Here is a 12,679-nt window from a genome sequence, read left to right on the forward strand (position 1 = left end):
TTAATATGTATATAAACCACTCAAATTCAATTAATAAGTTAAATTAAATTTTAATGAGCAAAATCAAGGTAAATAACCCAATTGTAGAACTAGATGGTGATGAAATGACTCGTATTATATGGGAGTTCATTAAGAGTAAACTAATATTACCATATCTTGACCTTGGTATTGAATATTATGATCTTGGCATGAAAAGTCGAGACAATACAGATGATCAAATCACAATAGACTCTGCAAATGCTATAAAAAAAGTTGGGGTTGGAATTAAATGTGCAACGATTACTCCTGATGAAGATCGTGTTGAAGAATTTGACTTAAAGAAAATGTGGAGATCTCCTAATGGAACGATAAGAAACATCATTGGGGGTACAGTTTTTAGAGAACCCATCATATGTAAAAATATTCCAAAACTTGTTCCTTCTTGGACTGATCCTGTGATTATTGGAAGACACGCTTTTGGAGATCAGTATAGAGCGACAGATTTTAAAGTACCTGGCAAAGGTAAAATGGAAGTTAAATGGACTTCAGAAGATGGAAAAGATGAAATAAAATACGAAGTATTTAACTTCACAGGTCCCGGTGTTGCACTTTCAATGTACAATTTAGATAAATCAATTGAAGACTTTGCAAGATCTTGTTTTAGTTATGGATTAATTAAAAAATGGCCTGTTTACATGTCCACTAAAAACACAATTTTAAAACAATACGATGGTAGATTTAAAGACATCTTTCAAGAAATTTTTGAAAAAGAATATAAAGATGATTTTGAGAAAAATAATTTAACTTATGAACATAGATTAATTGACGACATGGTTGCTTGTGCAATGAAATGGAGTGGAAAATATATTTGGGCTTGTAAGAATTATGATGGAGACGTCCAATCTGATACAATGGCTCAGGGTTATGGTTCTTTAGGATTAATGACTAGTACATTATTAACACCTGATGGAAAAATAATGGAAGCAGAAGCTGCACATGGAACTGTTACAAGACACTATAGAATGCATCAACAAGGAAAAGAAACTTCAACAAATCCAATAGCATCTATCTTTGCTTGGACAAGAGGATTAGCTCATAGAGGTAAACTTGATAATAATGATGAGTTAATTAAGTTTGCTCAGACTATTGAGAAAGTTTGTATTGAATGTGTTGAAAATGGTGCGATGACAAAAGATCTAGCAATTTTAATTGGTCCTTCAAGTAAATATTTAACTACCAATCAATTCTTAGATGAAATTGATGGTAATCTTAAACAAAAATTAAATTAAAGTTTTAAGTTTTTCAAAAGCTTGATCAATTTTAGATTGATCTTGACCACCTGCTTGAGCGAAGTCTTTTCTTCCCCCGCCACCTTGGCCTCCGATAATCTCTGAACCAACTTTAACAAATTGAACTGCATCAAACTTGTTTGTTAATTTATCAGTCACACCAACTGCAATTCCAACCTTGTCATCTTTGTTAGCAAAAACTATTATAATTCCTTCACTCAATTCTTTTTTACCTTTATCAACGAGTTTTCTTAATTCTTTTGGTGGTAATCCATCAACTTTTTGAAGTCGCAGTTTAACTCCATTAATTTCTTCATCTTTGATAATGTTTTTTGATTTATCCTCTAAAATCGAATTAACAGAAATTGTTTCTAACTGTTTTGATAAATTTTTAATTAATGTTTTTGGATCCGATTGATCTAAATTTGGTTTTCCACCTAATATAGTTATTTGATCACTTAATTCTTTAATAAGCTCATTATCCTTTTCAGATGAAATATTGGATATTTTTTCTTTATCATTCAAATAATCTTCTAATTGCTTATCTCTTAAAGCCTCAATTCTCCTAACACCTGCAGCAATTGATGATTGGCTAATTATCTTGAATTTACCAATATCACCCGTGTTTTTAACATGAGTACCCCCACAAAGTTCTGTTGAAAAATACTTATCTCCCTCATCTCCCATTGATAATACTCTTACTTCATCACCATACTTTTCACCAAATAACGCTAAAGCACCATTTTCAACAGCCTCATCAGGTGTCATCAAACGTGTTTTAACATCTGTTTTTTTTGAAACCATTGTGTTTACAAAACCCTCTATTTTATCAATCTGCTCATTTGGTATTGGCTTCATATGGGAAAAATCAAATCTTAATCGACTTGGTTCAACTAAAGAACCTTTTTGAGTTACATGATCTCCTAATACTCTTCTTAACGACTCGTGCAGTAAATGAGTTGCAGAATGATAAGCTCGAGTATCATCTCTTCTCTTGATATCAATTTTTAACTCAACACTATCATTTGTCTTTATTGTTCCACTGATCACTTTTCCATAATGTACAAATAAATCACCTAATTTCTTTTGAACATCGATTACTTTAAATTTAAAACTATTTGTAACAATTTCACCTATATCCCCTACTTGACCTCCAGACTCTCCATAAAAAGGAGTCTGGTTTACAATAATCATGCCTTCATCATTTTCTTTTAATTCGTTCACTTCTTTATTGTTTGAAAGCAGTGACAAAACTACTCCTTCAGCTTGGTTGCTTTCATAACCTAAAAATTCTGTAGCACCTAATTTTTCTTTTATTCCAAACCAAATATCTTCAACGGCAGCATCACCCGATCCTTTCCAATTTTTTTTAGCAAGCTCTCTACTTTCTTTCATCAATGATTGAAATTTTTCTGTATCAATTGACATTGATTTATTTCTTAAAATATCTTCTGTAAGATCTAATGGGAATCCATAAGTGTCATATAATTTAAATGCTACATCACCAGGTAAAACTTTATCAATTTTTGAAATTTCTTCATTTAATATTTTAATACCTCGATCTAAAAGAACTAAAAATTTCTCTTCTTCCATTCTCAAGGTTTCTTTAATTAAAGACTCTGCTCTAACTAATTCAGGATAGTTCTCTGACATTTCATTTTTAAGTGTATCAAATAAATTAAAAAAAACTGGATCTTTAGATCCAAGTAAATGTGAGTGTCTCATTCCTCTTCTCATTATTCTTCTTAAAACATAACCTCTACCTTCATTTGATGGCAAAACACCTTCTGCAATTAAAAACGCACTAGCTCTTAAATGGTCTGCAATAACTCTGAAACTTGATTGATTAGATTGATCTTGTTTAATTTTAATTATTTCAGACGCTGAACTAATTATTTTTTTAAAATGATCTGTTTCATAATTATCATGTGTGCCTTGAAGTAGTGCTGCAACTCTCTCAAGGCCCATACCAGTATCAACAGATGGCTTTGGAAGATCTATTCTTTTTTCTTTGGAAATTTGTTCAAATTGCATGAAGACTAAATTCCATATTTCAATAAATCGATCTCCATCTTCATCTTTAGTTCCTGGTAAACCGCCAGCCAAATGGTCACCATGATCATAAAAAATTTCTGAACATGGGCCACATGGACCTGTCTCTCCCATTGACCAAAAATTGTCAGATGTTGCTATTCTAATAATCTTATCATCGCTAAAACCTGCTATTTTCTTCCAAAAATTGAAGGCTTCATCATCCTCATGATAAACCGTTACATAAAGTCTATTTTTATCTATACCAAAATCTTTAGTGATCAAATTCCAGGCATAGTGAATTGCTTGCTCCTTGAAATAATCTCCAAATGAAAAGTTTCCCAACATTTCAAAGAATGTGTGATGTCTTGGAGTGTATCCAACATTCTCTAAATCATTATGTTTTCCACCTGCTCTTACACATTTCTGTGAAGTAGTTGCTGTTTGATAATCTCTTTTCTCTAAACCAGTAAATACATTTTTAAATTGAACCATTCCTGAATTTGCAAACATTAAGGTTGGATCATTATTAGGGACCAAGTTGCTAGACTCTATAATCTTATGATCATTCTTTTCAAAATATTTTAAGAATGTGTTTCTTATCTCGTTTAAAGATTTGTCAGCCATATTTTTAAAATACAGCTTTTTTATTCTATGTCTAGATAACAGTAGGGGAAAAAAGGCGCTTAAACTAAGCGCCTTTTAATAATTAAAGATGACCTTTTAACTAATTTTTTTTAGTAGGAACTACTTCTTCCTCTTTCTTTTCTGCTTTGGGATCTTCAATTTGATCTTTTGCAGCTTTTTCAGGGTCTAGAGGGTTTCCTTCAATCTTTTTTTGAATTACACCTGCTTTTTCTCTTATTAACAGTTCTATTTCAGCAGCTACTTTTGGGTTTTGTGCAAGATAAGTTTTAGCATTTTCTCTACCTTGACCTATTTTTTCACCCTTATAAGCATACCATGCTCCTGATTTTTCAATAATGTCTGCTTTAGAACCTAGATCAACGAGTTCTCCCATCTTACTGATTCCTTTTCCATACATTAAATCAAATTCAACAACTTTAAATGGTGGCGCTACTTTATTTTTAACTACCTTAACTCTTGTTGAGTTTCCAATAATTTCATCTTTATCTTTAATTGCACCAATTCTTCTAATATCCATTCTAACAGATGAATAGAATTTCAATGCATTTCCACCCGATGTTGTTTCTGGACTTCCAAACATAACTCCAATTTTCATTCTAATTTGGTTAATGAAAATCATCATTGTGTTTGTGTTTGAAATTGAACTTGTTAGTTTTCTCAAAGCTTGACTCATCAATCTAGACTGAAGACCAACGTGATGATCTCCCATCTCACCCTCAATTTCAGCTCTTGGAGTTAGGGCTGCAACTGAGTCAATCACGATAACTGAAATAGATCCTGATTTAACAAGAGTATCAGCTATTTCTAACGCTTGCTCACCTGCATCTGGTTGAGAAATTAAAAGCTCTTCAGTATTTACTCCCAATTTTTTTGCATAAACTGGGTCTAACGCATGCTCCGCATCAACAAACGCACAAATACCACCAGCTTTTTGTGCTTCAGCAACAACTTGTAGTGCCAATGTTGTTTTTCCTGAAGATTCTGGTCCATAAACTTCAACAATTCTTCCTTTAGGTAATCCACCTATTCCTAATGCTAAATCAAGACTTAAAGATCCTGTAGACACAGACTCAATGTCCATGGCTCTTCTTTGTCCAAGCTTCATTACTGAACCTTTTCCAAAATTGTCAGTAATTTGAGCTATTGCTGCATCTAATGCTTTGTTCTTTTCTTTAATGTCCATTTCTTGATCTTTAGTAGATTTAACTACTTTTAGGTTACTTTTCGTCATTTTTAGCCTCTTTTTTTAATTTTTTTAACACTCGAATCATAAGTTAAATGTACACATTTTGTTCTCATTAGCAATATATTAATTATAGGACTAAAAAAAACAAATAATTACTTAAGTTTTAGGTATTGGCTATTTAAAAGTCCAACTGCTTTTAGCAAGTTATACTGAGCCATAAGGTAGTTTTTTTCAGAACTTGCCAAAGAAATTTGTGCAGAAAGTAATAAACTATTCGATTGAATAACATCCAAGGTTGTTCTTGATCCTCTTTCATACTCTGCAGCAATTCCATCATTTGCAATTTGAGCTGCTCTAACTTGAGCTTTTACTGAATTTAAAAAACCTCTAGAAGACTCTAAACTTGACCAAGCACTTGCAACATTTGTTTCATTAGTTCTAACAGCGTCATCTAATAATAATCTTTTTCTGTTATTTAAGTTAGATTTTTTATTAATTGTGGATTTTGTTTTTCCACCTGAATAAAATGGCCAACTTACAGTTGCTTTTAGAATGTCTTTTTCTCTTTGATCAATTGTTGAGCTAATGTCATCAGCATAAGATCTTTCTAAAGATAAAGATGCTGTAGGTTTTAAATCTGACTTTGAGATTTCTAGATCTTTTTTAGATTGCTCTAAGTCAAATTTTGCTATTCTTATATCTGGATTATTTTTTTTAGATAAATTAATTGCTTCATTTAAAGAATTTGGAATACTTACAATTGATTTTGAATTTTTCTTTAATTGATTAGGATCAGATATCTTTCCAATTATATTTTCATAAGTTAATTTAGCAATTAGTAAATCACTTTTTGATTGAGTGAATTGAGCTTGTGCACCAGCAAATGAAGACTCCGATTGTGCTAAATCAGTTATTGTAATTTGACCTCGATCTAATCTTATTTTGTCATTTTCAACTTGTCTTTTTAAAAGATTTAAATTTTTTCTATTAATATCTTTTTTTTCTCTTGTTAATATTAAATTAGAGTAAGCATCGATTGCGCTATGAAGAATATCTTGTTCTTTTTTTATTAGTTTTGCTTTGGCTAAATCTAATGCTGTTATATTTTTTTCAAGCGTTAAACCTCTTCCATAATCTAAAATTGTTTGCTCTAATTTAATTGATGTAGTAAATGGATTTACATCACTAATTGTGGCATCCCCTCCACTTTGATTAGTAAGTTTATTTGTGTTCTCAATACTTTTAGATCCACTTAATGTAAGTTTAGGTTTATAATCAGCTTTTGAAATATTTATATCTTCTTTTGATGCTTTAATATTTTCTCTTTCTGCATTCAATTGAATATTATTTTGATAAGTTTGATTTAAAGCATCGTATAAAGTAACTGCTATAGCGTTACTAAAACCGAAGACTGTTAAACTAATTATTATTAATATTTTTTTCATTTTGACTTATATACCGCAGATTTAATTTGATGGTTACTATTTAAATTCAAAATAATAGACGCATATCTAGGCATTTTTTTGAACATGTTCTCTGTAATTCTTTGGTAAGTTTGCATAAAGCTTATTACATCTCCTTTACTCATAATTTTATGACTAGGTGATTTTTTGGTTTTTAACCAGAGTTTATGCTCTTGTTTTAATCTCCATTTTTGAAGCAAACTAAAGTTTTTAGCTTTTAGATAAACCATACAATTAAGTTGGGAATAAAGTTTTTTGTATTTTGTCTTTAGTTGTTGGTTAACATATTTTCTCCAAATAAGTTTTTGATCATTTACTTTTTCAAGCGAATTTATTGATTTTTTAAGAGTTTTGTTCACTTCAGCTTTTGCTCCAACACACCACCCTTCAAATATTATCACATCTGGTTGCTCTTTTATTTTATACCAATGCTTTTTAGAGAACCTATCATCCACTGCTTTATTAAAATTTGGTAAATCGATTTTCTTAAAGTTTCTACTTTTTACTTTTTTAAAAAAGTTTAACATCATTTGTACATCATGAGTTCCTGGCACCCCTCTTGTAGCTAGCATTGGGTGAACTTTTTTTGATAAATTTAATCTTTCATTTCGAGTTTTATAAAAATCATCTATTGAAATTTTAAATACTTTTAATTTGAAATACTTTTCTAATATTATTTTTATAATTGAACTGATAGTTGTTTTGCCTGTTCCTTGACCACCTGCCAAACCAACAAAGTAAGGTTTTTTATTATTTACTTTTTTTGCAATCCAAAAACACATTGGAATTAAAAAAGATTTCAACATCCCCTCTTTATTACCAAACTTTTCAGTAGAGGTTTCTTGTGATTTAATAAATTTAAAACAATCTTTTTTAACTTTACTAAAACACTCTTCAGTAACTTTCATTGAACTTATTATTTTTTTTGATCCATTGGATGGTTCTTTCCATCTATCAATGTTATATCTTTTAAACTTGTCACATCAACCTCATCAACACATCCTAAATTAAATCCTGTCATTGCTGGATTACTTCTTGGATGATGATGGGTATAAATTCCACATTCAGAACAAAAATAATGTTTAGCAACTTTTGTATGGAATTGATAAAGCTTTAATTTGTCTTCTCCTTTAGTAATTTTAAAATCTTCATTTTTAACCATGCCCATTGTTGCACTTTTTCTTTTACAAATAGAACAGTTACATTTTACAATTTTTGCTAATTCATTAATTGGAACTTTTATTTCAGCTTCTATACATCCACAATGGCATGTTAGTTTTGGCATTAATTATTCTCCCCATTTTCCATGAAACTCATAAACTACTGCAGGCTCATCACCTACTACCCAGCCATCATGACCTGGATCTATTGAATATGCATCACCAGCTTTATAAGTTAGTTCTGTTCCGTCATCATGCTTAGCACAAACCGCTCCAGAAACTATTACCCCAAGATGTTTTGCTTTACAGCTATCAGTACCTACAGTTGGTTTAATATCTTGTGACCATTTCCAACCAGGTTGCAAAGTTAATCTCATTACTCTTTGGTCTCCTATTTTTACAATATCCATTTTGGCATTATTAAAGCTGGTGTTACTTTCGTCTGGATTATCAAAAGTTTTAACTTCAATTGAGCTCATAGTTTTCTCCTTTTATAATTAAATTAGAAATATAAACTATCTCTGGTTAGAGTTATCCACAATAGCACAAAATGTGGTTTTGGATGTTCACGTTTTGATTCACTTTTGATTCACTTACAGACTCAAAATACAACCTCTTGCGTGTATTGTATAACTAGTCTATAAATTAGAACAAAACAAGAACATGAAACTGACAATCCCTTATTATCTACATAAAGCAGGCGCTGGTTTTCCTTCTCCTGCAACTGATTATATCGAAGAAGATATTGATCTAAATATGCATTTAATAAAAAATGTTCCAGCAACTTTCATCATTAGAGTTCAAGGTAAATCAATGGTGGATGTTGGAATTAATGATGGAGATTTATTGGTAGTCGACAAAAGTTTAAAACCAAAAAACTTTTCAACTGTGATTGCAAATGTTCATGATGAGCTTGTAGTTAAAAGCTTGGTTCAAGAAAGAGATAAAAAGTTTTTAACGTCAGGATCTAAAGAGTTTACTGACAGAATTTTAATTAACGAAGAACAAGATATTTTTATCTGGGGAGTTGTAACTTATGTCATCCATTCTACGTACTAAAAAAATAGCATTGGTTGATTGTAATTCTTTTTACGTTTCTTGTGAAAGATTATTCAATCCTAAAATAAGAAGAAAGCCTGTTGTGGTTTTATCTAATAATGATGGTTGTATCATTTCGAGATCTACTGAAGCAAAAGCTTTAGGAATTAAAATGGGTGAACCTTATTTTAAAGCAAAAGATATTATTATTAAAAATAAAGTGGAAGTTTTCTCATCTAATTATTCTTTGTATGGAGATTTATCTAGAAGAGTAATGCGAACTCTTAAAAGATTTAATTCAGATATGGAAATTTATTCTATTGATGAAGCATTTTTAGATTTATCAAATTTTCCAGATCAAGATGTGGAAAAAATTGGAAAAGAGATTAGGGACACTGTTTTACAATGGACTGGGATCCCTACTAGTATTGGAATTGCTAAAACAAAAACCTTGAGTAAAATTGCAAATCAAATTGCAAAGAAAAAGCAATCAGGAGTTACTAGCCTAATTGGAATTGATAACTTAGATCCTGTGCTTGAAAAAATTGAAATTAATGATGTGTGGGGTGTTGGTAAACAATTAACAAAATTTTATCAAAAACATGGTGTCTATAACGCAAAGCAACTTAAGAATAAATCTAATAGCTGGATTAAAAAATCTTCTAATGTTTTAAGTTCAAGAACTGCAATGGAACTTAAAGGAATTCCTTGTATCAATTTAGAAACTACAACTTCAAAAAGAAAGAGTTGTGTTGTTTCAAGATCATTTGGAAAAAGAGTTGAGAGATTTCAAGAATTAAAAGAAGCAGTTGCAAATTATTGTTTAAATGCATCTGAGAAAATAAGATCAGAATCGTTAGTTGCAAAAGCAATCACAGTATTTGTTAGAACTAGTCCCTTTCAAAGAAACTATGGATATTACTCAAATGCAAAGACAATTGATTTTCCAATTGCAACAAACAATAGTATCGAAGTAGTTAAAACTGCAGTTACCATACTTGAAAGTATATTTAAAAATGGTTACCAGTATCAAAAAGCAGGAGTCATGCTAACGGGATTATCAAATGCCAATGACAAAACTAATCTGTTCTCATCTGAAAAAGATGAAAAAATAAACAGCTTAATGAGATCAATTGATAATACCAATCATAGATACGGAAGATCTACTTTAAGCGTTGCAAGTGCTGGTGTTCAAAAGAGATGGAATATGAAAAGAGAATATTCTTCCAAGATAGATACAGCTGATTTTTATTCTCTACCAACAATTAGAGCCAATTAAGCTTTAAAAAGCTTATCTGAGAGATTTTGTAAATCTTCACCCCAGAACACATCTTTTTGGATACGTTTGAAATCTAAATCAAATACAGTAGACATTGCTGATGCATAAACAGATCTTGCATCAATTGTTGCGTTTAGATCCCTTCCATCATAAAGCTCTTTTCTTTTCAACCCTGGCCAGTCAGTGTGAACTTGGCTTTTCTTTAACAGACCCCCTGCCATAAATATTGCTGTTCCATAGCCATGCTCAGTTCCATTTCCACCGTTTTGTTTTATGGTTCTTCCAAACTCTGTAACGGTTAAAATGATTGTGTCTTTATAAGCTTCTTGAAGATTATCCTTCAAATTATTAATAATCTCATCCATTTCGACTAAAGATTTTGTATGAGATCCATCTACTCCCCCTTGGGCTGCATGAGTATCAAAACCGTTCACTTCAAATACAGCAACTCTTGGACCATCTGATTTTCTTAAATAGATAGCTGCTTGTCTTGCAAGATTTTTATTTTCTCTTTTACCACGTCTCATGGTACCACCCATCATCTCTTCATTTTTTCTTTTTTTAATATAATTCATCATCTCTAAAAGCTCATCTTCAGAGCTTTCTGCATAAACAGATCTTAAAAGTTCCAATGTTCGTTCTCGAGGCAATCTACCTCTTCCAGGGAAATAATTATTATTTTTTGGAATACCTCTTAGTAATAATGGCATTGGTAAAGATAAAGCTAATCCATCACCTTGGAGATTAGCAAGTTTCATAGCTCTTCCAACCCATCCTGTTTTTTCTTGGTAAGGTGTTCTTCCACCTGACTCCATTAAATTTTGACCTTCAAAATGTGACCTTTGAGTATAAGGAATGCTAGCTGCATGGACTATTGATCCTGTATTATCATTCCAACACTTATTAAATCCTATTAATCTTGGATGTAATGCAAAATCAGAATTAAGTTTGATAGCATTTTCAATTAAAATACTTTTTCTTCTTTTCTCAAAATTTTTGTCTCCAATTACTGGAACTGCACAAAGACCATCCATACCTCCACGTAACATAATTACCACTAAGTTCTTTTTTCTTGATGAAGAGGCTAATGCTGGAAGATTAAATCCAGCTAAAAATAATGTTGTAGCTGTACCTTTTAAAAAATCTCTTCTTGTTATCTTCATGCTCTTAATACCTCAGGTAGATTGAATAAAATCATATGCTTTTCCTCATTACTTTTAGCTTTTGATAATATTTTTAGAATTTTATCAGGGTTATCAAAATTATTGTGAACGATTTTTTCATGAATATATTGATCTACCTGATCTCCTGAATTGTATCTATGAAATGCTTTTTTGGCATAAAGTAGTCTTCTAATAATTAATTCAGTAGACATCCAATCACTTGAAAAATCTGAATATCCATTTGGTTGTTGTGCTAGATATGGATGATATCCTAGATCTTCTAACATCCAATCAGGTTCTCTTAGATCTTCTCTCAAAATATTACCCAATTTATATGTATCCATTCTTTTTTCAGGTATTGGATATGCGTAAGTAGCTCCTGACATATTAATTGTTTGCAGCCACCAATTTTCAGGATTTTGAAATTTTTTATATTTATCATTATATTCAAATGTTACTTTGATTGCAGCTTTGTGGACTTCTGGTAGATGTCCATCTGATTGGACCCATGCTTTAATAATTGGGGCAATCATTTGTTTTGTAGGATGATCAGTTATCAAATATCTACAAAGTTTTGTTGCAATAAACTCTCTACATGAAGGATGGTTTACTAAATCTTTAATTACAATTTTTAAACTTTTTCTTCCTTTTTTATAAGTTTTACCAAGAACATTTTTTTTTCCCGGTTCATGACGTTTAGACATGAATCCTACATCTGTTCCATGATCAGATTTTTTTGTCCATTTAGGTCTCCATCCAGTCATAATTTTTGCAAGTTCTTGAACATCCTCTTGGGTATATCCCGCTTCTGGAGATACTGTATGAAGTTCCATTAATTCTCTTGCATGATTTTCATTAAGTGTTGCAGGTCTTTTTTCTTTTCTTCTCCACTCTTGCCTGGCACTTTCTGATTTAGGACCAATATTATCTTTGTTGTCTAGATGCATTATCATTGGCCATGCGATTGTTCCTTCATAAACCATTGTTTCAAAAGTTTTATCCATGTTGTCTCTAAGAAACTCTCTTTGATAAGCCGCAGTTGAATATTGATGTAATCTTTGTGTCTTACTTATTGTGAAATGATTACCCCAAAAATACCAAAGTTTTGCAAGCACAGGATGATTGCTTCTAACTCCCTCTGCATGTCTTATGCTCAATTCATAATTTTTCCAAAATTTTCCACCTGTATCATTTTCAAGTTGACGTTCAGCTATTTCAAGACCTTTTGGATCATTTTTATATTTTTTTCTTAAAGTTGTATTTTCTTCAACTCTTTGGGTTATCCAGTATTTTCTCATTTCTTTTTCTGAGTAAATATGTATGCCTTTCCAATTTAATTCAGGAATTGTTTCAACTTGTTTTTGAGCCCAAGTTAATGGATCTGATGGGGCTTTCTCTTCAGGTTTTAATCCAAAAGCAACTTTTCTAAAAAAGTTTTTCATT

At 31.2% G+C, this 12,679-nt stretch carries 11 protein-coding genes; 3 read left to right on the forward strand and 8 right to left on the reverse strand.

Features of this window, described 5'->3' with window-relative positions; all coding sequences use genetic code 11:
• Nucleotides 1–53: 53 nt before the first annotated feature.
• A complete protein-coding gene (locus tag AC5SLZ_RS05160; protein ID WP_494615237.1) occupies nucleotides 54–1,268 on the forward strand; it encodes an NADP-dependent isocitrate dehydrogenase in 1,215 nt (404 codons plus the stop codon).
• Here the strand turns inward: AC5SLZ_RS05160 and alaS are convergent.
• The 6 genes from alaS to AC5SLZ_RS05190 all read right to left on the reverse strand — a co-directional run bounded on the left by alaS (nucleotide 1,260) and on the right by AC5SLZ_RS05190 (nucleotide 8,235).
• On the reverse strand, nucleotides 1,260–3,926 hold the full coding sequence (gene alaS / locus AC5SLZ_RS05165) for an alanine--tRNA ligase (RefSeq protein ID WP_494615238.1): 2,667 nt from the start codon (nucleotides 3,924–3,926) through the stop codon (nucleotides 1,260–1,262). The two genes, AC5SLZ_RS05160 and alaS, sit on opposite strands and share 9 nt — an antisense overlap.
• A 100-nt stretch (nucleotides 3,927–4,026) precedes the next feature.
• Nucleotides 4,027–5,178: a recombinase RecA gene (gene recA / locus AC5SLZ_RS05170; RefSeq protein ID WP_494615240.1), complete on the reverse strand. Its 1,152-nt coding sequence runs from the start codon at nucleotides 5,176–5,178 to the stop codon at nucleotides 4,027–4,029.
• Nucleotides 5,179–5,285: 107 nt separating this feature from the next.
• Nucleotides 5,286–6,578 (reverse strand): TolC family outer membrane protein, encoded by a 1,293-nt coding sequence (locus AC5SLZ_RS05175; protein ID WP_494615241.1) that lies wholly within the window; start codon nucleotides 6,576–6,578, stop codon nucleotides 5,286–5,288.
• A complete protein-coding gene (locus AC5SLZ_RS05180; RefSeq protein ID WP_494615242.1) occupies nucleotides 6,575–7,504 on the reverse strand; it encodes a uridine kinase in 930 nt (309 codons plus the stop codon). The genes AC5SLZ_RS05175 and AC5SLZ_RS05180 overlap by 4 nt, the downstream gene beginning before the upstream one ends.
• Before the next feature lie 8 nt (nucleotides 7,505–7,512).
• Nucleotides 7,513–7,881 (reverse strand): GFA family protein, encoded by a 369-nt coding sequence (locus AC5SLZ_RS05185; RefSeq protein ID WP_494615243.1) that lies wholly within the window; start codon nucleotides 7,879–7,881, stop codon nucleotides 7,513–7,515.
• A 3-nt stretch (nucleotides 7,882–7,884) separates the two neighbouring features.
• Complete coding sequence (locus AC5SLZ_RS05190; protein WP_271491301.1) at nucleotides 7,885–8,235, reverse strand: cupin domain-containing protein; 351 nt, start codon at nucleotides 8,233–8,235, stop codon at nucleotides 7,885–7,887.
• A gap of 184 nt (nucleotides 8,236–8,419) precedes the next feature.
• On the opposite strand from AC5SLZ_RS05190, the gene AC5SLZ_RS05195 reads away from it, so the two are divergent.
• The gene (locus AC5SLZ_RS05195; protein ID WP_023648087.1) at nucleotides 8,420–8,815 is read left to right on the forward strand and encodes a LexA family protein; all 396 of its coding nucleotides are present in this window, start codon (nucleotides 8,420–8,422) and stop codon (nucleotides 8,813–8,815) included.
• The gene (locus tag AC5SLZ_RS05200) at nucleotides 8,793–10,073 is read left to right on the forward strand and encodes a Y-family DNA polymerase (RefSeq protein ID WP_494615245.1); all 1,281 of its coding nucleotides are present in this window, start codon (nucleotides 8,793–8,795) and stop codon (nucleotides 10,071–10,073) included. The genes AC5SLZ_RS05195 and AC5SLZ_RS05200 overlap by 23 nt, the downstream gene beginning before the upstream one ends.
• Here the strand turns inward: AC5SLZ_RS05200 and AC5SLZ_RS05205 are convergent.
• On the reverse strand, nucleotides 10,070–11,236 hold the full coding sequence (locus AC5SLZ_RS05205) for a DUF1501 domain-containing protein (protein WP_494615246.1): 1,167 nt from the start codon (nucleotides 11,234–11,236) through the stop codon (nucleotides 10,070–10,072). The genes AC5SLZ_RS05200 and AC5SLZ_RS05205 overlap by 4 nt on opposite strands.
• Nucleotides 11,233–12,678, reverse strand: a complete 1,446-nt coding sequence (locus AC5SLZ_RS05210) for a DUF1800 family protein (protein ID WP_494615248.1) — start codon at nucleotides 12,676–12,678, stop codon at nucleotides 11,233–11,235. The genes AC5SLZ_RS05205 and AC5SLZ_RS05210 overlap by 4 nt, the downstream gene beginning before the upstream one ends.
• Nucleotide 12,679 lies beyond the last annotated feature (1 nt).

The organism is Candidatus Pelagibacter sp. PS_06, from assembly GCF_059418045.1.